The 20,950-nt window shown below is 66.9% G+C and carries 19 protein-coding genes and 1 pseudogene; 11 read left to right on the top strand and 9 right to left on the bottom strand.

Features of this window, described 5'->3' with window-relative positions:
- Positions 1 to 209 precede the first annotated feature (209 nt).
- Entirely contained in the window at positions 210 to 410 is a 201-nt protein-coding gene (locus VSR72_RS32855) for a DUF3562 domain-containing protein (protein ID WP_342956431.1), read from the top strand.
- 254 nt (positions 411 to 664) lie between these two features.
- Positions 665 to 895 (top strand): annotated as a pseudogene (locus VSR72_RS32860) (DUF2866 domain-containing protein); the annotation flags it as partial.
- 191 nt (positions 896 to 1,086) lie between these two features.
- Here the strand turns inward: VSR72_RS32860 and dapA are convergent.
- From dapA to VSR72_RS32885, 5 genes are all read right to left on the bottom strand, one after another.
- Positions 1,087 to 1,941 carry a 4-hydroxy-tetrahydrodipicolinate synthase gene (gene dapA, locus VSR72_RS32865; RefSeq protein WP_342956432.1) on the bottom strand — a complete coding sequence of 285 codons (855 nt, stop codon included), beginning with the start codon at positions 1,939 to 1,941 and terminating at the stop codon, positions 1,087 to 1,089.
- Positions 1,942 to 2,078: 137 nt separating this feature from the next.
- Positions 2,079 to 2,204: a hypothetical protein gene (locus tag VSR72_RS32870; RefSeq protein WP_342956433.1), complete on the bottom strand. Its 126-nt coding sequence runs from the start codon at positions 2,202 to 2,204 to the stop codon at positions 2,079 to 2,081.
- A gap of 62 nt (positions 2,205 to 2,266) precedes the next feature.
- Positions 2,267 to 2,698, bottom strand: coding sequence for a polymer-forming cytoskeletal protein (locus tag VSR72_RS32875; protein WP_342956434.1), 432 nt, complete (start codon positions 2,696 to 2,698; stop codon positions 2,267 to 2,269).
- 55 nt (positions 2,699 to 2,753) lie between these two features.
- Entirely contained in the window at positions 2,754 to 3,110 is a 357-nt protein-coding gene (locus VSR72_RS32880; protein ID WP_342956435.1) for a hypothetical protein, read from the bottom strand.
- Positions 3,103 to 4,053, bottom strand: a complete 951-nt coding sequence (locus VSR72_RS32885) for a M23 family metallopeptidase (protein WP_342956436.1) — start codon at positions 4,051 to 4,053, stop codon at positions 3,103 to 3,105. The genes VSR72_RS32880 and VSR72_RS32885 overlap by 8 nt, the downstream gene beginning before the upstream one ends.
- Positions 4,054 to 4,470: 417 nt before the next feature.
- Between VSR72_RS32885 and VSR72_RS32890 the strand changes: the two genes are divergently transcribed.
- Complete coding sequence (locus tag VSR72_RS32890) at positions 4,471 to 5,763, top strand: aspartate carbamoyltransferase (RefSeq protein WP_342956437.1); 1,293 nt, start codon at positions 4,471 to 4,473, stop codon at positions 5,761 to 5,763.
- Positions 5,764 to 5,846: 83 nt separating this feature from the next.
- On the opposite strand, the gene VSR72_RS32895 is transcribed toward VSR72_RS32890, so the two are convergent.
- A complete protein-coding gene (locus VSR72_RS32895; RefSeq protein ID WP_342956438.1) occupies positions 5,847 to 6,917 on the bottom strand; it encodes a zinc-binding dehydrogenase in 1,071 nt (356 codons plus the stop codon).
- A 70-nt stretch (positions 6,918 to 6,987) separates the two neighbouring features.
- On the opposite strand from VSR72_RS32895, the gene VSR72_RS32900 reads away from it, so the two are divergent.
- The 8 genes from VSR72_RS32900 (at position 6,988) to VSR72_RS32935 (ending at position 16,685) form a co-directional block, all read left to right on the top strand.
- Positions 6,988 to 7,932, top strand: a complete 945-nt coding sequence (locus VSR72_RS32900) for a LysR family transcriptional regulator (protein WP_342956439.1) — start codon at positions 6,988 to 6,990, stop codon at positions 7,930 to 7,932.
- Positions 7,933 to 8,142: 210 nt separating this feature from the next.
- Positions 8,143 to 9,795: an FAD-dependent oxidoreductase gene (locus VSR72_RS32905; protein WP_342956440.1), complete on the top strand. Its 1,653-nt coding sequence runs from the start codon at positions 8,143 to 8,145 to the stop codon at positions 9,793 to 9,795.
- Between the two features lie 346 nt (positions 9,796 to 10,141).
- The gene (locus VSR72_RS32910) at positions 10,142 to 10,858 is read left to right on the top strand and encodes a 2Fe-2S iron-sulfur cluster-binding protein (protein WP_342956441.1); all 717 of its coding nucleotides are present in this window, start codon (positions 10,142 to 10,144) and stop codon (positions 10,856 to 10,858) included.
- Between the two features lie 16 nt (positions 10,859 to 10,874).
- Positions 10,875 to 11,891, top strand: coding sequence for a xanthine dehydrogenase family protein subunit M (locus tag VSR72_RS32915; RefSeq protein ID WP_342956442.1), 1,017 nt, complete (start codon positions 10,875 to 10,877; stop codon positions 11,889 to 11,891).
- Positions 11,888 to 14,119 (top strand): xanthine dehydrogenase family protein molybdopterin-binding subunit, encoded by a 2,232-nt coding sequence (locus VSR72_RS32920; protein WP_342956443.1) that lies wholly within the window; start codon positions 11,888 to 11,890, stop codon positions 14,117 to 14,119. The genes VSR72_RS32915 and VSR72_RS32920 overlap by 4 nt, the downstream gene beginning before the upstream one ends.
- Before the next feature lie 170 nt (positions 14,120 to 14,289).
- The gene (locus VSR72_RS32925; protein WP_342956444.1) at positions 14,290 to 14,877 is read left to right on the top strand and encodes a nucleotidyltransferase family protein; all 588 of its coding nucleotides are present in this window, start codon (positions 14,290 to 14,292) and stop codon (positions 14,875 to 14,877) included.
- A gap of 144 nt (positions 14,878 to 15,021) precedes the next feature.
- On the top strand, positions 15,022 to 15,171 hold the full coding sequence (locus VSR72_RS32930; protein ID WP_167337693.1) for a hypothetical protein: 150 nt from the start codon (positions 15,022 to 15,024) through the stop codon (positions 15,169 to 15,171).
- A 275-nt stretch (positions 15,172 to 15,446) separates the two neighbouring features.
- Positions 15,447 to 16,685, top strand: a complete 1,239-nt coding sequence (locus tag VSR72_RS32935) for a PepSY-associated TM helix domain-containing protein (RefSeq protein WP_342956445.1) — start codon at positions 15,447 to 15,449, stop codon at positions 16,683 to 16,685.
- A 108-nt stretch (positions 16,686 to 16,793) separates the two neighbouring features.
- Here the strand turns inward: VSR72_RS32935 and VSR72_RS32940 are convergent, their stop codons facing one another.
- Genes VSR72_RS32940 through aepX form a run of 3 tightly spaced genes read right to left on the bottom strand, consistent with a single transcriptional unit; the run spans position 16,794 to position 20,747 of the window.
- Positions 16,794 to 17,861 (bottom strand): 2-aminoethylphosphonate aminotransferase, encoded by a 1,068-nt coding sequence (locus VSR72_RS32940; protein WP_342956446.1) that lies wholly within the window; start codon positions 17,859 to 17,861, stop codon positions 16,794 to 16,796.
- A 10-nt stretch (positions 17,862 to 17,871) separates the two neighbouring features.
- Positions 17,872 to 19,059 (bottom strand): phosphonopyruvate decarboxylase, encoded by a 1,188-nt coding sequence (aepY, locus tag VSR72_RS32945; RefSeq protein ID WP_342956447.1) that lies wholly within the window; start codon positions 19,057 to 19,059, stop codon positions 17,872 to 17,874.
- The gene (gene aepX, locus VSR72_RS32950; protein WP_342956448.1) at positions 19,056 to 20,747 is read right to left on the bottom strand and encodes a phosphoenolpyruvate mutase; all 1,692 of its coding nucleotides are present in this window, start codon (positions 20,745 to 20,747) and stop codon (positions 19,056 to 19,058) included. Before aepX ends, aepY begins: the two co-directional genes overlap by 4 nt.
- Positions 20,748 to 20,950 lie beyond the last annotated feature (203 nt).

Raw genomic sequence — 20,950 nt, forward strand, 5'->3', positions numbered from 1 at the left:
GCATTCTGCCTCGCCGTGGCCGCTTTTCGCTGGAAGCCCTGAAAACACGGGGCTCGCACGAACGGGCGTCAAACTTCAGACAAGGTCACGCTTTCTACTGAGCCGCGGCGATTTTGCTCGATAGGCGGATTCAATTGGTATCCCGCGCCGGGATATCCTTGAATTCAAACCCTGCCCGCCAACCCCTCCTCGCTGACCGGAGCCAAGTCATGCCGAAGACCGCCGATGCTGCCGAGATCGTCCATACCATCGCCGAAGAAACCAACACGCCGGAGGAAACGGTCGCGCGCATCTACGCCGACACGCTCAACGAATATCGAGCGCAAGCGCGCATCCAGGACTATGTGCCGCTGTTCGCCGCGCGCAAGACGCGGGCGACGCTGCGGCAAAATGGCTCGAAGCCGCACTAATCGCGGCCTGTCAGCTTGTCTTTGCGCCGGCCGAACCGGGCCGGCTGCTCCACCCGCCCCGTCTTTCTGAAGCGACGCACGCCCACACTGGGCCCGCTCCGTCACATCTATTGGCTCACTCGGGCAAACATCGCCCATGCCGCCCTCTTAAGGTTGGTTTAATTCTTTGCTGCAACCATAGGCTCAACCCCTGTTGAGCCGCCGGAACATCGGCGGCGTTTTTTTATGCGGCAAGCCTGGGAAGGAGCGAGGTCATGGTTGAAGACGATGTGCTAGTGCACCTGCAGTCCCTGCTGCGAGATGGCGCGGCCTCGACGGTCGCGTCGTGCCGGGTCTCCACGCCGCTCCAGCATCCGTGGGGCCGCGCCTACCGGCTCGTCGAATGGACGACGCCGCTCGACGACAGCGCCCGCCGCCAGGTCGTGCCCGCCGAAAGCACGGCGCTCGACATCGCCCGCCTCGTTGCGCAACACGTGCCAGGCCGCCGCATTCTGCTGAACGGCGAACCCGCCGCAGTTGAACGCCCGCGCACGCGCCGCCGTCGCGCATCCAGCGCCGTGAACGCCCGCGTGGCGCGCTAGAAGCGCCGCTTTCGTGCGGCGCGCTCGCGGCGGCACACGCCGCACGTCATCCCCCGGCGCCTCGCCGCGCCACGCCCTGCCCTGCACGGGCAACGTCAAACCACGAGCCGCGCCAGCGCCTCCTCGAGTTCACCGCTTACACGCGTCATCGGCGCGCGCAGTTCATTGCTGATCAGCCCGCACGCGGCCAGCCCCGCCTTCACCGGGCCCGGATTCGGCTCCGCGAACGCCGCGCGCACGAGCGGCACGAGCGTGTGCCAGATCGCGCGCGCATCGGCGAGACGCCCTTCCTGCAACGCGCGCGCCATCCCCACGAAACGCTCCGGCCGCCAATGCGCCGACGCCGCAATCGCCCCGCTCGCGCCCGCGCACATCGCACCGAACATCTCTATGTCCTCGCCGCAGAGCACCTGCAAACGGCCGTCGAGGATCAGTGCGAGCGTCTTGTCGAGCGAGCCGCCGCAGTCCTTCACCGCGACGATGCGCTCGTGCGCGGCGAGTTCGAGCAGGCTCGGCAGTTCGATGTGCACGCCCGTGCGCGCAGGAATGTCGTAAATGAGCAGAGGCCTGCGGCTCGCATCGGCGAGTGCCGCGAAGTGGCCGATCACCCCCGCCTGCGAAGGACGGATGTAGTAAGGCGCAGCCGCCAGCACGCCCGCAATGGGCCGCTCGTTGAGCGCCGCAATGCGCTCGCACACCGCCGCCGTGTGATTGCCGCTCACGCCCGCCACGACCGGCAGGCCTCCCGCAGACGCCAGCACGGTGGCGAGCACGTCGTCGGCTTCTTCGTCGCTCAGCGCGGCGGGCTCGCCGGTCGTGCCGAGCGCAACGAAGCCGGCCACGCCGGCCTCGACGTAGTGGCGCACGAGCGAATCGAGCGCGGCATGATCGACTGCGCCGGCGTTGAACGGCGTGATGAGCGGAATCCAGATACCCGAAAACTCAGACATGACTTTCCCTTGAACTCGACCGTATGGAAGGTCCGTTCAGCGGTGCGCAGGAGGGAAGCAAGCCGGGAGTGAGGCGGAAGGCGGGGCGCCTTCGACTGGCTGTTCCATCGCACATCTGACGGAACAGCAGACTCCGGTCAGATGAGCGGCTGTTTTTTGGCTTTGGCTTTCACCCACACCGAAGCGGCCTGCGCGAGCGACGACACCGCGCGCGTGGCGGCGGTGACATTCTGCAGATCGTGACGGAAGGGGTGACGTGGCATGTCGCGCAGTGTAACCGAGATCACGCATTTGCGGGCGCGCGCCAGCAGGCTGCATGCAGCGCTCACTCACGCGGCAGCACCTCGAGTTCGGGCGCATCGAGCAGCAGGCTCGGCGCAACGCCTGGGTCGCGCCTGGTGAGCTTGCCGTCCACCGAGGCCCCGCAGTCCATCTGCAGTTGCTGGTAGTAGATGTTGCCGACCACGTGCGCGTTCGCCTGCAATTCGACGAAGTGATCGGCGATCACGTCGCCCTGAATACGCCCGTTCACCACGATGTCGTAGCCGTGCACGTTGCCCTCGATCGCGCCGCGCTCGCTCAGCACGAGCAGCGTTTTCGCGCCTTGCTTGCTGGAGACGTTGCCGTGCACGCGGCCGTCGAGACGCAGCCCGTCCGCGTATTCGAGGTCGCCCGTGATTGTGATGTCCTGCGCGATCAGCGTCGCCAGCTTGGTTTGCTCGATGCCGGATTGCGGCTTTTTCTTGCTGCTGAACATGGAAAGCTACCGTGTGGTGTGAATGTCGATGAAGAGATGCGGCGCGCTTCGAGGCTCAGCGCGAACCGGCGCCATGGTTTCGCAGGAACACGAGTTCGGCCTGCAGCTTCGCGATGGTGGCCTGCGCGCCTTGCGCCACGGTTTGCAGCGTGGCGCGCGCCGCGCGCTCCTGTTCGAGCCGCAATTGCGTGTCGCTGAGCTCGCGGCTCAGGGCGTCGGGCGCAACCACGGGACAGCTCGGCGCGCTGTGCGGCTTGAGCAGCCACGCCGTAATACCGGCGCCGGCCGTCGCGGCGAGCACGGCCCATAGCGTCGCGCCACCCACGCGCCACGCAAGCGAGCGCACCGGCTGCAGTTCGTAAGCGCGATCGGCATTCGTATGCGTGCGCTGGGTGCGTCGCGGATCAGCCATTGGCGGGTGTCGCGAAGAGTGCGAGATAGTCGGCGGGATTGACGGGCTGCCCGTGCACGAGCACTTCGAAGTGCAGATGCGGGCCGGTCGAGCGGCCGGTCGAGCCCACGTCGGCGATATGTTCCTGCGGCAGCACGATCTGGCCTGCGTGCACATCGATCTTCGACGCATGGCCGTAACGCGTGACGAAGCCGTTGCCATGGTCGATCTCGACCGCATTGCCATAGCCTGCTTTCGGCCCCGCGAAGATCACGCGGCCGCCCGCCGCGGCGAGGATGGGCGTGCCGGTCGGCGCAACGAGGTCCATGCCCGGATGAAAGCTCAGGCGCTGCGTGAACGGATCGATGCGATTGCCGAACGGCGAACCGTTGCGGCCGCCTTCGAGCGGGCGGCGCCCTGGGAACGCGTCCCACGCCGCCTCGTGCTCGGCGGTGGCCTGCTCGAGCGCGGAAAGCGTCGCGGCCATGCAGTCGATGGCGCCGTTGACGGCCTTGGCGTTCGCGCGCGCGGCGGACGCTTCCACGCAGCGTCGCGGCGCGAGCGCGGGCCCGCCCTCGCCGTCGCTGTCGTTGCCTTCATCGCCCGAGCGCGCGGGCGCGGGCACCGCCACAGCGCCGCGGGCCGGTTGTGCGCGCAGCCGCTGGTCGAACTGGCGCAATTGCGCGAGTTCCGCCGTGAGCCGCTCGATGCGCGGATCGAGCAACGCGATGGAGGCGTCCATGCGCCCGATTTCTCCGACCACGTAGTGATGCTGATTCGCGCCGGCCGGACCGGAAACGGCGGGCGCGCGCGAAAAATGGCCGATCGCCACGCCACCGGCGAGCGCCAGCACGGCCGCCACGCATGCCGATGCGATCGCAGCGCGGCGCGCCGCCGCGTGCGTGACGATGCGGACGTCGCCCCTGGTCAGGTCGCCGGCGGAACTGGACCACGGCAGTTTCATGGCCGGCTCCGTGAGCACCGTGCGGGGCGCACGCTCGCACGGCGGGAGCGCAAGGGAGAAGGGAAAGCGGACATCGTCGGCTGCACTGACCGGCGGGCGCCGGCCTGTAAAAATTCAAACCGCCGATTATCGTGGCGTCGCAAAAAGGGCGATCTCAATTTATTCGCCCGCGCGGCAGGCGCAACGGCGGTGCCGCGCCGCATCCATGACGCGTTGTCGCACGGTCCTGCGCGCGATAGAGCCTTCCTGAATGGGCGAAATCCCCGGCAGTGCGCGCGCTTCCCGCTAGCTGCGTTGTGTTGTCGCAGCCGTGCGCAAGCGCCCCTCGAGCACACTTCCGACAAAAGAACTTGACTTCTCGCGCCGCCGAACTAATATACGCACCGCGTACATTAACCAGAAATCACGGGTGCCAGCATGAGCGTTCCGCAACAAGCCTTCCTCCGTGACGCCATGCGGCGTCTGAATATGACCCGCGACGCATTTGCGAGCCGCATCGGCGTGTCGCGTCGTGCGCTCGACACATGGCTGCTGCCCGAGGAGTCGCAGGAATCGCGCGCCATGCCGGAGATCGTCGAGCGCTTCGTTTCGGAAATCGTCGGCAACGGCGAGCCGCGCGAAGACTATACGCAAAGCGTAGATTCGCGTTCGCTCGCCAGCCAGATGCAGTTCGAAGGCAAGCCGCAACTGCTTTCCGTGGACCAGTTCTCGCGCGACTCCGTCGAAGCGTTGTTCCGCGTGGCCGACATCATGCAGCCCATTGCGCGCCGCCGGAAAATCTCGCGCGTGCTCGAAGGCGCGGTGCTCGGCAACCTGTTCTTCGAAGCCAGCACGCGTACGCGAGTGAGCTTCGGCTCGGCGTTCTGCCGCCTGGGCGGTTCGGTGTGCGACACGACCGGCTTCACGTTTTCCTCGATGGCCAAGGGCGAATCGATCTACGACACGAGCCGCGTGATGGCCGGCTACGTGGATGCGATGGTGATTCGGCATCCTGATCAAGGCTCGGTGGCGGAATTTGCGCGCGCCGTGAACATTCCCGTGATCAATGGCGGCGACGGTCCCGGCGAGCATCCGAGCCAGGCGCTGCTCGATCTCTACACGATCCAGCGCGAGTTCTCGCGCCTTGGCAAGATCGTCGACGGCGCGCACATCGCGCTAGTGGGCGACCTCAAGTACGGCCGCACGGTGCACTCGCTCGTGAAGCTGCTCGCGCTGTATCGCGGCATCAAGTTCACGCTCATCTCGCCGCCGCAGCTCGAAATGCCGGCATACATCGTCGACAAGATCTCCACCAACGGCCACGTGGTCGAGCAGACGCACGACCTGCGCGCGGGTCTGCGCGGCGCGGACGTGGTGTACGCCACGCGCATCCAGAAGGAGCGCTTCGCCGACGAGTCGTTCGAAGGCTACACGCCCGAATTCCAGATCAACCAGGCGCTGATGGACGAGTGCTGCAGCGCTGAAACTCTCGTGATGCACCCGCTGCCACGCGACAGCCGCCCCGGCGCGAACGATCTCTCGACCGATCTGAACCACGATCCGCGCCTCGCGATCTTTCGCCAGACCGACAACGGCATCCCGGTGCGCATGGCGATCTTCGCGGTGCTGCTGGGCGTGGAGAATCTCGTGCAGCATTCGATGCGCGACGCGGTGTGGCGTCCGCCCGCCTACCTCGGCCCGGACGACGCCGTGTTCCACGGCATCGACTAAAACTCGTTGCACTCGCAACGAAATCGGCCCGCAAGCGTCAATCGCGCTTGCGGGCCGATTGGTTTCTAGGCGATCGCCGCGCTTTACGACGCGCACACCGCAACGCACGTCAGACCTTGCGCCTTTTCCGCCGCGTCGATCGCGCTCTCCAGCGCATCGAACGCATGGCGCTCCACTTCGATCGCATCGAGCGGCAACTGGCCCGACTGCACGAGCGCAATCAGCGCGCGATAGTCAGCGCCGCTGTACATGAAGTGGCCCATCAGCTCCCAGCAGTTGATGAGCATCTCGCCATACTTGATCGGCAAATCCACCTCCATGCTGCCCATCAGCACCATGCGGCCGTTGCGGCGCAGGCTGCGCAGCGCGGCGAGCGTCGCGCCCGGGTCGGTGGCGTGGCCCACCATGTCGAAGGCGAGATCCGCGCCGCCGTTCGCGGCGGCGCGGATGGCCTCCACGTCGCGCGCCATCTCGCCGCTGAGCGCCACGGGCACGACGCGGCCGCCGCCAAGCTGCGCGAGCGGCGCCAGCGCGGCCGCGCGCCGCCCTAGCGCCACCACACGGCCCGCGCCGAGGGCGAGCGCATCGAGCACGGCTACCGAGCCGAACGCGCCGGCCGCGCCGTTTACCACCACGGTTTCGCCTGCCGCGAGCCGGCCGCGCCGCAGGCCGCCGAACGGCACCACGAGCTTGCCGAGCGCCGCGAGCTGCGCCGAGGGCACGTGATCGAGGCCGTCCAGCGGGAACACCGTCGAGGCCGGAAACTCGACCACTTCGCGCAGCGTGCCGTGCGGGAAATCGACGAGCATCGGTCCACTGTCAGGGCTGATCGCGGTAAGCCCGAGCAACGCTTGGGCCGGTTCGCGCACCGCCTCGTCGGCGATCCAATAGGGGCTCAGCGCCACCCGCTGGCCTACGCGATAGGCGTACACGCCTTTGCCCACCGCAAGCACCCGGCCGATGCCGTTGGTCCCCGGCGAAAACGGCCCCTGCGGGTAACCATAGGGCAGCTTGCCCTGCACGTACTGGCGCGTGTAGCTCAGGAGCGGCACGGCCTCCACGCCCACCAGCAACGCGCCGCGGCGCGGCTCGGGTTGGGGCGTTTCGCGCAGCGCGAGCGGCTGGCCGGGTTGATCGAGCATCCAGGCTTTCATGACTTCTCCTCGGGGAAGGGGTTTCACGGTTCATCTGACGGATTGAACTCTAGGCGAGCCGGACGTATTCTTGAAATCAATCGCCGACATTCCACCTATCATCGTGATTGATCTCTCCGGCATCGACCTGAACCTGCTCGTGTCGCTCGACGCCCTGCTCGCCGAGTCGAACGTGACGCGCGCCGCCGCGCGGCTGAATCTCACGCAGCCGGCCGTTTCGGCGCAGCTCGCGCGGCTGCGCCAGCTTTTCGACGACCCGTTGCTCATTCCCGCTGCCAACGGCCGCGGCATGACGCCCACGGCGCGCGCACTCGAATTGATGGAGCCGCTGCATGCGGCGCTCAAGACGCTCGAAACGGTGGTGCGCCGCGAGCCGGCCTTCGATCCGCTCACGGGCACGCGGCGCTTCGTGGTCGCCGCGAGCGACCAGTGCGTGGCCGTGCTCGGCCTGCCGCTGATGATCGAGTGGCCGCGCCTCGCCGGCCCAGGGCTGCAGCTCGCGTTCATCGCCATTGAATCCGGTTCGCTCGCGGAACGCTTCGAACGCGGAGAAATCGACTTGCTGCTCGGCTCCACGCAGCAGGTGCCGCCAACGCTCAAGGCACGAAAGCTCTACGACGAACGCTTCGTCGTCGCGCAACGCAAGGGGCATCCGCGTGGCGCCGCGGCATTCGACCTGGACAGCTATTGCGCACTGGAGCACGTGCTCGTTTCGACCAGCGGCGCGAGCTTTTTCGGCTTCATGGACGAGCATCTCGAAGCGCTTGGCCGACGCCGCCGCGTTGCGCACTCGGTGCAGCACTTCACGCTCGTGCCCGAGGTGCTGGCGCGCACGGACTACGTGGCGACGCTGCCTTATCGGCTCATCGCGCGCTACCGGGACAGCGTGGACCTGTTCGACCTGCCGTTCGAGGCACGCGGCTTTTCGATGCATGCCGCATGGCATCCGCGCAATCACGCAGACCCGGCGCTCGTTTGGCTGCGCGAGGCCGTGGCGGCGCTGACTCTGCGCTAGCCCCAGGCGACATGGTTAGCGATCCTCTAGATTGACACTTGCGCGCTATTCGTCAGTCGATTGAATCGGCCAACGATTCGGCCAACGTCGGCACGCGCGCCGCCTATACTGCATGAGACGTATAAAAAGCGGCCACGCCGCAACACGAAAGCACGTTCCCGCGCCGCTGTCCCATCGTCGTTTCCTGCTTGCCCGCTACCTTGCGAAGCCATGCTCACCCCAGACGAAATCCGCGCGGTCCCGCTTTTCTCCACGCTCCCCGAAGCCGAACTCGAGCGCCTCGCCCAAACCTCCGCCGATTTGCATCTGTCTCCCGGTGAATACGCCGTGCACGAAGGCGGCGAGCGTGCGCTGTACGCAGTGCTCGCCGGCAAGATGGAAGTCGTGAAGCTGTTCGACGGCGTCGAGCGCACGCTCGGATGGCGCTTGCCCGGCACGATCTTCGGCGAGGTGCCGCTCGCGCTCAGCTCGCCGTTTCCAGGCGCGTATCGCGCGGCCATTCCCTCGCGCGTCATGCGCGTGGACGCGCAACACTATTACGCGCTCGCCGCCGCTTCCTCCGAAGTCGCCACGCGCATGGGCGCACTCGCGCGCGAACGCATAGGCGGCTTGCAGGGCCTTTCGGCGGAGCCGCCGAAAACGCGCGTCACCCTCGTTGGCGCGCGCTGGGACGCGACTTGCGCGAATCTGCGCCAGTTCCTCGCGCGCAACCAGATCAGCTGCGAGTGGATCACGCCCGACGCGCCCGAACTCAAAACGCGCTGGAGCGGCCCCTGCCCCGGGGAGCAGGACTGCCCCGCCTTGCGCCTCGCCGATGGCACGCTGCTGAGCCGCCCCGCTCCGCGCGATCTCGCGGAGCGCCTCGGCCTGCAAACCAAACCGCGCCTCGCGCAATACGACACGCTGATCATCGGCGGCGGGCCCGCCGGGCTCGCCGCCGCGGTCTACGGCGCATCAGAAGGACTCCGTACCATCGTGGTGGAGCGTGAAGCGCCGGGCGGCCAGGCCGGCACCTCGTCGCGCATCGAAAATTATCTGGGCTTTCCCGGCGGCATTTCCGGCGACGAACTCGCGAGCCGCGCCTTGCAGCAGGCAAGGCGGCTCGGCGCCGAGATCCTCGTCACGCGCGCCGTCGCGCGCGTCGATACGGCCGCGCGCGAAGTCCATCTCGACGGCGGCGACGTGGTGCGCGCGCACACGCTCATTCTCGCGACGGGTGTGACGTGGCGGCGTCTCGCGATCGAAGGCTTCGACCGCTTCATCGGCAAAGGCATCTACTACGGCGCGGCGCGCAGCGAGGCCAGCGGCACGCACGGACTCGATGTGTATCTGATAGGCGGCGGCAATTCGTCGGGACAGGCCGCGCTGTACTTCGCGAATCATGCGCGCGCCGTGACGCTCATCGTGCGCGGCGATTCGCTCGAGAACAAGATGTCGCGCTATCTCGTCGAACAACTGAAGGCAAAGGAGAATGTGCGCGTCGAACTGAATTCCGAAGTGACCGGTGTGTATGGGGAGACGCATCTCGACGCCATCGACGTGCGCAATACGGCCAGCGAAAGCGTGAACCGCCGCGAGTGCGGCGGCCTGTTCGTGTTCATTGGCGCAGACGCGGAAACGGGCTGGCTGCCGCCGGAGATCGCCTGCGACAAACGCGGTTACGTGCTGACCGGCGACGATGCCGTGAAAGCCGGGCGCTGGTCGCACAGACGCGATCCCTACCTGCTCGAATCGAGCGTACCCGGCATCTTTGCCTGCGGCGACGTGCGGCTGAGCCCGGTCAAGCGCGTGGCCTCGGCCGTTGGCGAAGGCAGCATGGCGATCGCCTTCGTGCATCGTTACCTTCAAGAGGATCGCGCGTAGCGTTGCGCGATGCAACTCGCCGCGCGGATCTTTCAATACGCTTTTCCCTCCTGCCGCATCGCATTTCTGTCCACTGCGCCAGCTTCGCGCCGGGCTGGCGTCAGCCATGCGACAGCGTTGCGCCATCAAGCAATATGCAGCGAAAAATTCACATGTAAGCGCTTTACTTTCGTGTTCGAGAAGTGCAATTTGCAGTTCTGCGATGCCCGGCCGAGCCGCCGCGGCATCGGAATTGCTTCACGAAAGAGGCGCCCCGCCGCGCGACGAAGCTCTGCGTAAGCGCGCGCGGCCAGCGCCTGAAGTCCCGGATTATGTTCCGTCTTCATCCTGGAGTCCGCAGATCGCCATGTCCAACGAACGTCCCCTCGATGCGCCGTGCGATTGCGACGACGCCTCCCAATCGTCCCCCTCGCGCGCGCCCGCCGACTTGACTCGCCGCCGCTTCCTGCAATCGGCGGCGGCAGCCGCCGCGTTGAGCGCAACGCCTCATCTGCATGCACAGAATGCGCCGCCCGCCACCGCCGCAACTGAAGCACCGCCGCCCGCGCCCGCACAACCGGTGCGGCTCGATATCAATGGCCGCGAATATGCGTTGCATATCGAACCGCGTGTCACGCTGCTCGATGCGTTGCGCGATTACGCGGGCCTCACCGGCACGAAGAAGGGCTGCGACCGCGGCCAGTGCGGCGCATGCACGGTGCTCGTGGAAGGACGGCGCATCAACAGTTGCCTCACGCTCGCGGTGATGCACGAAGGCCAGCGCATCACCACGGTCGAAGGGCTCGCAGGCGCGGCCACGTTGAGTCCCGTGCAGCGCGCGTTTATCGAGCGCGATGCTTTCCAGTGCGGCTTCTGCACGCCGGGCCAGTTGTGTTCGGCAACGGCATGCCTCTCCGAATTCGCGGCAGGCGCCGCAAGCGCCGCTACGCCCGACGTGCGCACACGCCCCGCGCAACTGAGCGACGCCGAAATACGCGAGCGCATGAGCGGCAACATCTGCCGCTGCGGCGCCTATGTCAACATCGTGGCCGCCGTGCGCGACGCGCACACGGCCGGCGCCTGAGTACGGAGGCACGCAAATGGATGCCATTTCGTACCAGCGCGCCGCCGACGTGAGCGGCGCAATCGCCGCCGCGCAGCGTCCCGGTGCGGTTTTCATCGGCGGCGGCACGAATCTGCTCGATCTCATGAAAGGCGGCGTCGCGCATCCGGTGACGCTCATCGACATCACGCGCATCGAAGCGCTCGACCAAGTCGAAGCGCTGCCCAACGGCGGTCTGCGCATCGGCGCGCTCGTACGCAACAGCGACGCGGCCAATCACACGCTCGTGCGCACGCGTTATCCGCTGCTCTCGCAGGCGTTGCTAGCCGGCGCTTCGCCGCAACTGCGCAACATGGCGACCGTGGGCGGCAATCTCATGCAACGCACGCGGTGTCCGTACTTCTACGACACCGCCTTCACCCAATGCAACAAGCGCGCGCCCGGCAGCGGCTGCGCGGCGGTTGGCGGCTTCAACCGCATGCACGCCATCCTCGGCGCGAGCGCGCAGTGCGTGGCCGTGAATCCGTCCGATATGAGCGTCGCGCTCGCTGCACTCGACGCCACCGTGCAGGTGAGCGGCCCGCGCGGCGCGCGCGCAATCCCGTTCGCAACATTTCATCGCTTGCCCGGCGACCGGCCCGATCTCGACACGACGCTTCAATCAGGTGAACTGATCACCTCGGTCGACTTGCCGCCGCCGTTGTTCAGCGAGCACGCGCACTACCTCAAGGTGCGCGACCGCGCGAGCTATGCATTCGCGCTCGTTTCGGTGGCGAGCGCGCTGCAACTCGACGGCCACCGCATACACACAGCGCGCATCGCGCTAGGTGGCGTCGCGCATCGGCCCTGGCGAGCGAGCGTGGCTGAGCAGCATCTCGCAGGAAAAACGCTCAGCGAGTCGACGCTACGCGAGGCCGCCGCGGCTGAACTCGCTCAGGCCAGGCCACTGAGTGGCAACGCCTTCAAGGTCGGCCTCGCGCAGCGCGCAATCATCCGCTCGACGATGCTCGCCGCCGCTGGCACACAGGGTAAAGACACCGGAGATTTCGCATGAGCACGCTGACCGGACAACCGATGGACCGCATCGACGGCATGCTCAAGGTCACGGGTGGCGCGCTCTACGCGAGCGATTTTCCCGAAACGCGGCTCGCCCATGCCGTGCTCGTCACGAGCACGATTGCGAGCGGCACCATCACATCGATCGACGCGAGCCGCGCGCAGTCCATGCCCGGCGTGCTGCTCGTCATGACGTACCAGAGCGCGATGCGTCTGCCCAACGGCGGGCGCTCGCCGCTCAAGCCGCCAGCGGGACGGCACCTCACGCTGCTGCAGGACAACGTCGTGCGCTACAGCAACGAACCCGTCGCGGTCGTCGTGGCCGACACGCTCGAACACGCGACGGACGCCGCACGCCACATCGACATCGCCTACGCGCCGACCCAGGCCACGCTCGACTTCAATCGTGCGAAGGCCGACGCGCACGCGCCGCCAAGCCCGATGGGCCGCCCGGTCGAATCGACGCGAGGCAACGTCGAAGCGGGCATGCACGAAGGCGCGGTGCACCTCGACGCCGTCTACACCACGCCCACGCAGTTCCACAACCCCATGGAGCCGCACGCGACGATGGCCCGCTGGGACGGCCCCGACCTCACGCTCTACGACGCCACCCAGGGCGTGAGCGGCGCGCGCAACGCCGTAGCGGCCATATTCGGCATCGCACCCGACAATGTGCGCGTGATCTCGCCGTTCCTCGGCGGCGGCTTCGGCTGCAAGGGGTCGTCGTGGTCGCATGTGAGCCTGTGCGCGATGGCCGCGAAGCAAACGGGACGCCCCGTGCGCCTCGCGCTCGCGCGTCCGCAGATGTTCGGGTCAGTCGGCTCGCGCCCGCACACCGAGCAGCATCTCTCGCTTGCCGCGCGCACGGACGGCACGCTCACGGGCCTGCGCCACGACACGCTCGCGCACACGTCCACGTTCGAAGACTGGCAAGAGATGTGCGGCCTCGTCACGCGCATGATGTACGCGGTGCCCAATTGCAGCACGAGCCATCGTGTCGTACCCCTGAATGTCGGCACGCCGACCTTCATGCGCGCGCCTGGTGAAACCACGGGTTCGTTCGCGCTCGAATCGGCCATGGACGAACTCGCGTGGCAACTGAAGATGGACCCGGTTGCGTTGCGTCTGAAGAACTACGCCGAAAGCGAGCCGCAGGACGGCAAGCCGTGGTCGTCAAAGGCGCTGCGCCAATGTTATGAGGCGGGCGCGCAGCGCTTCAACTGGTCGCGGCGCATCGCCACGCCGCGCGCGATGCGCAACGGCAGCACGCTCGTCGGCCTTGGCATGGCGAGCGCGACGTACCCCGCGAATCGCAGCGAAGCCGCCGCCGTGGCGCGCATCCTGCCCGACGGCAACGCGATGGTTGCATCGGGCACGCAGGACATCGGCACCGGCACGTACACGGTGATGACTCAGGTCGCTGCCGACGCGCTCGGCTTCCCGCCCAATCGCATCCGCTTTGCCCTAGGCGACTCCACTTTGCCGCAAGCGCCGGTTTCGGGCGGCTCGCAGTCGGCGGCCAGCGTCTCGCCCGCCGTGCAAGCCGCGTGCACAGCGGCGCGCGACAAGCTCATCGCACTCGCGCGCGCCGATCGCGGCTCGCCCGTCTACGGCCTCGCCGCCGACGACGTGACCGTGCAGGACGGCTGGGTCGTGAGCCGCAGCGACAGCTCGCGCCGCGATCCGGCCGCCGCCGTCATTGCTCGCGCGGGCGGCCAGCCGGTCGAGGCGCAAATCGCGACGAGGCCAGGCGCGGAAAAGCAGCAGTATGCGTTTCACTCATTCGGCGCGGTGTTCGCCGAAGTGCACGTCGATGCCGATACCGGAACGATACGTGTGGCGCACATCGTCGGTGCGTACGACGTGGGACGCGTGCTCAACGAAAAGACCGCGCGCAGCCAGTTGATGGGCGGCATGGTGTGGGGCGTGGGTACGGCCTTGCACGAAGAAGGCCTCTTCGACACGCGCATGGGCCGCATTGCGAACAACAATCTCGCGGAATATCACGTGCCCGTGAACGCGGATATCGGCGAGCTGGATGTGCTGTTCGTCGGCGAGCCCGATCTGCACTTCAATCCGCTCGGCGTGCGCGGCATCGGCGAGATCGGCATTACGGGCGTGCCGGCGGCCATTGCGAACGCGGTGTATCACGCCACGGGCGTGCGCGTGCGCGATTTGCCGATCACGCTCGACAAGGTCGTTCCGCAGATGAATTCGCTTGCGTGATTGAAACGGCGCGGCACTGTGCGGGCCGTATTGCAGCGCCTGCACCCGCATAGTGCATGAGCGATCGGCAAATGCAGCACATAGCAAGGCACATGCCGCGCGCGGGGCTTGCCTCACGCGCGCTTGCGCCGCACAATCACTGCTCCCCCTCTTCGCGGGCGTTCACACCCATGGCCTATGCTTCTTTCGCCACCGGCGTGTTGCTCGCCGCCGGCACCGGTTCGCGCTTCGATCCCAACGGTCTGCGCAACAAGCTCCTCGCTCCCCTCCCGGAAGGCACGTGCGTCGCGCGCGAGTCCGCGCAACGTCTGCTGCGCGTCGTACCCAAAGTCATCGCCGTCGTGCGCCCCGGTGCGGAAACGCTCGCCCATGTGCTCAACGACGCGGGATGTGACGTGGTATTCGCGCCCGACGCCGCGCGCGGCATGGGCGCGAGCCTGGCTGCCGGCGTGGAAACCGATCATGAAGCGGAAAGCTGGATCGTCGCGCTGGCCGACATGCCCTGCATTGCCGTCGAATCGATCGAAGCCGTGGCGCGTGCGCTGGACGGCGGGGCACCGCTCGTCGCGCCGTTCTATCGCGGGCAGCGCGGGCATCCGGTGGGCTTCGGCTACCCGCATCGCGAGGCGCTCGTCGCGCTCGATGGCGACGCGGGCGCGCGCTCGCTGCTGAGTTCGCACCCGCTCACGCGCATCGAGGTCGACGACCCCGGCATTCTGCGCGACGTCGATACGCCGGCCGACCTCAACGGGCTTTGAATCCCGCGCACCGACGCACACCCGCGTGCAGCGATTGTTCAATTGCGAGCGCCAAGCATGCAATCGATCGCCTAGGCTATAAGCTGACGCGCACCATCCAGTCAGAACGCGCGTCCATACGCTTTAGCGCAAGAGGACCTCGCGATGATCTGTTCGCACACGAACCCGCTTCCCGATCCACTCGCCGATCCGACGCGGGACCCCGAACGCGACCCGCTCAGCCCGCCGGCACCGGGCCATCACAACGACGAACCGCAGCAACCCGAGGGGCCGCCTGACAAAGACCCCGTGTGATGGCACGCCCGGCCGCCGCAGCCGGGCATTGCGTCTCACGGCCATAGCGGCGCCCGCGACGACGGTTCGCAAGCGCCGCGGCCCTTCCTGCGCACGCCGCACTTCTTCAGACCCCAAATCTCCGCCTTTCGCAAAGCTTGCGCCTTCGACGGTCGATCCGTAGAATGCAAACGATTCCTATTTGCAGTATTTTTCAAGATCGCCGTGAGCCCCGCCGTGAACCCAATCGTCATCGAGCTCGCCCCCGCGCGCCGGCCGGCGAGCCGAGGTTTTGCATGAGACCGTTGCTGGTGCGCCTGCACCGCTGGTTCGGTCTTGGCACCGCAGCCTTCCTGTTCCTCGCGGGGCTCACCGGCGCGGTGATCGCGTGGGACCACGAACTCGACGCGCTGCTCAATCCATCGTTCTTCCGTAGCGCGACGCCGGGCACGCCGCTGCCCGCGCTCGAACTCGCGAAGCGCCTTGAGGCTGAAGAGCCGCACGCGGTCGTGACCTTCATGCCGCTTGCCGTCGAGCCCGGCCACACCTGGATCGCGCAGGTGGCGCCGCGCGTCGATCCGAAAAGCCAGACGCCTTACGCACTCGACTTCAACCAGGTCGCGCTCGACCCGGTAACGGGCGAAGAACAAGGCCGGCGCATGTGGGGCAAGGCATCGCTTGCGCGCCAGAATCTGATTCCCTTTCTCTATCAGCTCCACTACACGCTGTTCATGCCGACGAAGATGGGCATCGACTTCGGCGTTTGGACGATGGGCGTGGTGGGGATCGTGTGGCTTCTCGACGGCTTCATCGCGATCGTGCTTGCGTTCCCGAACCTGAAAAGCTGGCGCAAGTCGCTCGCCTTTCGCGTGAAGCGCGGCGGCTATGCGCTCACGTTCGACCTGCACCGCTCGGGCGGCGTGTGGCTCTGGGGGCTCCTGATCGTGGTGGCCGTCACGTCCATTTCGATGAACCTCGGCGCGCAGGTCGTGCGCCCCGTGGTGTCGATGTTCTCGACGCTCGCGCCGGACCCGTTCCGCATCGTCGCGCCGGGCCCGGCGCTCACGCCTGCCGAAGCAACGGCCGCGCGCGAGCGCATCGTGGCCGAAGCCGCCGACATGGGCCGCCGCGAAGGCATCGCGGCGCCGCCGGGCGGACTCTTCGGGCTGCCTTCATCCGGCGTGTATGGCGTGGGCTACTACGCGGCGGGCAAAGATCACGGCGACGCGGGCCTCGGCAATGCCTGGCTCATCATGAACGCGCGCACGGGCCAGGTAGTCGGCCGGCAGATTCCGGGCCAGGGCAGCGCAGGCGACATCTTCATTCAGGCGCAGTTTCCGCTGCACTCGGGGCGCATCGCCGGGTTGCCGGGACGCATCGCCATCAGCTTTACCGGCGTTGTCGTGGCGATGCTCAGCGTGACCGGCGTGCTCATCTGGCTCAAGAAAGCGCGCGCGCGGCGCAAGACCGCGAAGCAGGGCAAGCCAACGAAAGCGGCCAGCACGATCGGCACGCGCGAGCGCGCCGCGAACTGACCCGCTGTCACGAGCGCGCCTGATAAAACATAAGGCCTTGCGACGATCACTCGTTGCAAGGCCTTTTTCGTGGACGGGCGCGAAAACGCAAGCCCGTCGTACTCGCGCTTAGCGCGTCACTTCATCGAACGCCGCCAGCAAGCGCTCGACATCGGCGGCATGAATGTCGCCCATCGTCGAAATGCGGAACAGTTCCGCCGACAAGCCGCCCTGCCCCGCATAGATCACGAAGCCACGCGCCTTGAGCGCGTCATGCAGCAACGGGTAGTCGACGCCTGCAGGCAAGCGGAACGCGCGCAGCACCACCGACGATTCGTCCTTCGGCAGCACGCTCGCCATGCCGCGCGCGGCGAGCCCCGCGCGCACCTGCTCCGAAAGCGCCGCGTAGCGCGCGTGACGCGCCTGCCAGCCGCCTTCGTCGGCGAGTTCGCGCAGCGCCTCGACGAGCGCGTAATACGCGTGCACGGAAGGCGTGAACGGCGTGTTGCGCTGATCCTGCAGCGTGGCAAGGCGCTTGAGGTCGAGGTAGTACGTGCGGCTGTGAGCCTGCGCGAGCGCTGCGCGGCGCACCACCACGAAGGCCGCGCCCGGCACGCCGTGCAGGCACTTGTTCGCCGTCGCGGCCACCGCCGCGATGCTCGCGTCGCCGAAGTCGATGGCTTCCGAACCGAAGCTGCTCACGCCGTCCACCAGCATTTGCACACCGCGCGCGCGGCACGCTTCGCCCAGCGCGCGCAGATCGTTCAGGCGCCCCGTCGTGGTTTCGTGATGGATGATCGCAACGTGCGTGATCGACTTGTCGGCGTCGAGCGCGGACGTAATGCGCGCGAGGTCCGGCGCTTGCATCCAGTCGTGTTTGACGACCTCATGCGCGATGCCGTACTGCTTCGCGATCGCAGTGATGCGCTCGCCATACACGCCGTTTTCGACGATCAGCAGCTTGCCGTTCGCGGGCATGAGCGTAGCGATCATGCTTTCGACGGCAGCCGTACCGGAACCCGTCATGAGCACGGCCTGCCATTGCGCCGGGTCGAGATCGTAGACGCCCACCAGACGCGTGCGCGCCTCTTCCTGCACGTCGAAGAACTCGCTTTCGCGATGGCACAGGTCTTCCTGGAGGAGGCTCTTGCGCACGCGTTCGGTCAGCGTGACGGGGCCGGGATTGAGCAGCAGCATCGGTAGTTCCTTATTCAGCGAGCGCGCCGATGTGGCGCATCAAACGCGTCTTCACATCGGGCGGCGTGATCGTGGGGCGCGGCAGGCCATCGGGCGTGCCGCGGCGAATCGTCAGTCGTACGAAGCGTGTGCCTTCGACACCCGAAGCGCCCTTCGCGCGTTCGCGCGCGGCGGCGAGCACGCTGTCGAGTGTGGCGAGATCGTCGCCTTCCGCGGCGTCGGCGTAACCGCACGCGGCTGCCACGTTCGCGAACGACACCTGCCCCGACACGGTGGCCTGGCCGCCGGTCGAATCGTGCGCGCCGTTGTCGAGCAGCACGTGCGTGAGGTTCGCCGGGCCATAGGCGCCGAGCGTGGCGAACACGCCCATGCGCATGAGCGCGGCGCCGTCACCGTCGAGCGCGACCACGTTCAAGTCGGGCCGCGCAAGTGCGAGGCCGAGCGCGAACGGCGTAACGCAGCCCATCGAGCCCACCATGTAGAGCTGGTTCGAGCGGTCGTCCAATGCGTAGAGTTCACGGCCGCAAAAACCTGTCGAGGCAACGACGACCGTCGACTCGGCAGGCGTCGCGGAGATCACACGCTCTAGCGCCTGCTGGCGCGTTGGCAGTTGCTCAGGAGTCCGTCCGGTCCACTTTGTCTGCGCTATGGGCAGCGCGTGCTTTGCGGGCATCGCGCCGCCGCCCTTGAGTTCGTACGGCGCCACGCTGCCCTTCTGCATGACGAGCGCATACGGGCGGCCCGTTTCGTCCATGTGTTTGATGGCGCGATCGAGCGCCGCCGCAATCTGGTCGGCTTCGGTGGGAAACGTCTCCCACGGAATATCCATCGTTTCCAGCATCTGCGGCGTAACCGGGCCCATCAGCGCGTGCTGCGGCTCGTCGGGCACGCCCGGCTGGCCGCGCCATGTCACGATCAGCAGTTGCGGCAGACGGAACGTCCACGTAAGCGAGGTGAGCGGGCTCACGGCATTGCCGAGGCCCGAGTTCTGCATCATCGTGATGCCGCGCTTGCCCGCGAGCGCCACGCCCGCGATCACCGCGACCGCGTCGCCTTCGTTGGCCGCGCTCACGTAGTGCAGCGAGTCGTCTTGCAGCACATAGTTGATGAACGGCGTGAGGTACGAGCACGGCACGCCCGCGTACCACTCGAAGCCGCGCGAGCGCGCCGCTTCGACAAACTGTGCGGCTTCGATCATGCCTGGCCCTCCGCGCCCAGCGGCGTTTGCGCATGAGCGAAGTCGCCAGCGCGACGGAAGTCTTCGAGATCGTTCACGCCGCGCCAGTGGCCGTGCACGTATTGCACTTCGATCTTCTCGCCGTCCGCGATCAGCGCGTTGAGCAGCGCGGGCATGTCGAGCGTGTCGAAGTCAGCGCGCGTTTGCAGTTGCGCGAGCTTCTTCGCGAGCTTCGCGCGGCCGGCGCCACGCACGTTCACGAGACCGATCCAGCGGCCGTGCGCAGCCGCGCCGTTCGCGGCCGGCTCGCTCGCCACGCGCTCGAGGAACACCTTGTTGCCGAACAGATCGCGATCGTCGGCGGCCGAGCACCATGCGAAGTCGCGCGTGCTGCTGTTCTCCGACTCAGGCGACGAATCCACCACCACGCTGAAGTCCGCTTCGCTTTCCACGAGATCGCGCAGGATATAGCTGCGGAACACGAGGTCGCCGTACGAGATCACCGTGTCGTTGTCGAGCGCGCCAACCGCGCACGCGAGCGAAGCGAGTTCGTTCGTCTGTGCGTAACGTTCGTTGCGCACGAGCTTGATGCCCGCCGTGTCGATGGCTTCGGCCTTGTAGCCGCCCACCACGGTGATGTCGTTGACCGACTGCTTCTTGAACGCATCGACGAGCCAGCGCAGGAGCGGCTTGCCCGCAACCGGCAGCATGACCTTGGGCTTGTCTTCCGTGTAGGCGTCGAGGCCCGAGCCGCGGGTCGCGGCCAGCACGATCGCCGAGCCCGCGCCGCGCGAGGTAGCGGAGAGGTAGCGGTCTTCGGCTTCCGAGTATTCGTCGGCGTCCTGCAGGCGGAAAATTTCGTTGACCGTAGCAATGCGGTCTTCGACGTCGACGAGCGTCTGCGTTTCGTAAATCGTCTTCGTAACGGCTTGCATGGCCGAAACCGCGGCACGGATCTGATGGTTCGCCCAGATCACCGTGCTGATGCCCGCTTTGCGGAAGACGTCGGTCGGCGTGCTGTAGTACTTGGTCGGCACGATCACGAGCGGGCCGCGACCCGCCCATTCGCGCGCGAACGTGAGGATCTCGTCCGCTTTCGAAAGCTTGCTGTGGATGAGGATCGCGTCAGCGCCGGCCTGACGATAGGCTTCGGCGCGCTTGAGCGCTTCGTCCATGCCCCAGCCTGCGATCAGCGCCTCGACACGCGCGACGATCGAGAAGTGCTCGTCGGTCTGCGAGTCCTTGCCCGCCTTGATCTTGCCGCAGAATTCGTCGATATCGGCGAGCGGCTGCGCTTCGCCGCCGATGAAGCTGTTGGTCTTCGGGAACACCTTGTCTTCGATACACACGCCCGCGATGCCGCGCTGCTCCAGCTTGCGCACGAGACGGCGCACGTTGTTGAAGTTGCCGTAGCCGGTGTCGCCGTCGAGCAGGATGGGCAGGTCGCTCGCGTCGGCCATGAACTCGAGGTTGTCGACCACCTGGGTCCAGCTCGCCTCGTTGTTGTCGCGCACGCCGAACTGCGCGGAGATCGAAAGGCCCGAGCCCCAGATCGCCTTGAAGCCCGCCTCGCGCGCAATGCGTGCGGAAAGGCCGTTGTGCGCTTCCATCAGGAATTCGAGTTCGTTGCTGGTCAGCATCTGGCGCAGCCGCGCGCTGCGCGATGTGGCAAGAGCGGCGGGGACCAGAGCGGGTTCGCGTGCGTTCATTCTTGTTACTCCAGTGGACGTCATGAGGGCGGCAGCCGGGGCTGCGCCGTGTGCGTCGCATCGTTGGGAAAGGTCCTTCATCCCGGCGTCATCGCAGGCCTCGAAGCCAGGCCGGCCGGGGGCAAAGTCGCGACTATATCGGAAATGATTCCTATCCGCAGTCGATCACCACAAAGAGTGGCAAATCATGGAAATACAGTGAA

This window comes from Paraburkholderia sp. JHI869, from assembly GCF_038900775.1.
Classification (GTDB): domain Bacteria; phylum Pseudomonadota; class Gammaproteobacteria; order Burkholderiales; family Burkholderiaceae; genus Paraburkholderia.

Excerpts from the sequence above, each read along its gene's own strand:
- VSR72_RS32885 (WP_342956436.1), bottom strand. The coding sequence starts at position 4,053 with ATGAAACTGCCGTGGTCCAGTTCCGCCGGCGACCTGACCAGGGGCGAC.
- VSR72_RS32875 (WP_342956434.1), bottom strand. The coding sequence starts at position 2,698 with ATGTTCAGCAGCAAGAAAAAGCCGCAATCCGGCATCGAGCAAACCAAG.
- VSR72_RS32930 (WP_167337693.1), top strand. The coding sequence starts at position 15,022 with ATGATCTGTTCGCACACGAACCCGCTTCCCGATCCACTCGCCGATCCG.
- VSR72_RS32910 (WP_342956441.1), top strand. The coding sequence starts at position 10,142 with ATGTCCAACGAACGTCCCCTCGATGCGCCGTGCGATTGCGACGACGCC.
- aepY (WP_342956447.1), bottom strand. The coding sequence starts at position 19,059 with ATGATCGAAGCCGCACAGTTTGTCGAAGCGGCGCGCTCGCGCGGCTTC.
- VSR72_RS32915 (WP_342956442.1), top strand. The coding sequence starts at position 10,875 with ATGGATGCCATTTCGTACCAGCGCGCCGCCGACGTGAGCGGCGCAATC.
- VSR72_RS32880 (WP_342956435.1), bottom strand. The coding sequence starts at position 3,110 with ATGGCTGATCCGCGACGCACCCAGCGCACGCATACGAATGCCGATCGC.
- VSR72_RS32920 (WP_342956443.1), top strand. The coding sequence starts at position 11,888 with ATGAGCACGCTGACCGGACAACCGATGGACCGCATCGACGGCATGCTC.
- VSR72_RS32940 (WP_342956446.1), bottom strand. The coding sequence starts at position 17,861 with ATGCTGCTGCTCAATCCCGGCCCCGTCACGCTGACCGAACGCGTGCGC.
- VSR72_RS32870 (WP_342956433.1), bottom strand. The coding sequence starts at position 2,204 with ATGCCACGTCACCCCTTCCGTCACGATCTGCAGAATGTCACCGCCGCC.
- VSR72_RS32895 (WP_342956438.1), bottom strand. The coding sequence starts at position 6,917 with ATGAAAGCCTGGATGCTCGATCAACCCGGCCAGCCGCTCGCGCTGCGC.
- VSR72_RS32925 (WP_342956444.1), top strand. The coding sequence starts at position 14,290 with ATGGCCTATGCTTCTTTCGCCACCGGCGTGTTGCTCGCCGCCGGCACC.
- VSR72_RS32890 (WP_342956437.1), top strand. The coding sequence starts at position 4,471 with ATGAGCGTTCCGCAACAAGCCTTCCTCCGTGACGCCATGCGGCGTCTG.
- dapA (WP_342956432.1), bottom strand. The coding sequence starts at position 1,941 with ATGTCTGAGTTTTCGGGTATCTGGATTCCGCTCATCACGCCGTTCAAC.
- VSR72_RS32905 (WP_342956440.1), top strand. The coding sequence starts at position 8,143 with ATGCTCACCCCAGACGAAATCCGCGCGGTCCCGCTTTTCTCCACGCTC.
- VSR72_RS32935 (WP_342956445.1), top strand. The coding sequence starts at position 15,447 with ATGAGACCGTTGCTGGTGCGCCTGCACCGCTGGTTCGGTCTTGGCACC.
- VSR72_RS32855 (WP_342956431.1), top strand. The coding sequence starts at position 210 with ATGCCGAAGACCGCCGATGCTGCCGAGATCGTCCATACCATCGCCGAA.
- aepX (WP_342956448.1), bottom strand. The coding sequence starts at position 20,747 with ATGAACGCACGCGAACCCGCTCTGGTCCCCGCCGCTCTTGCCACATCG.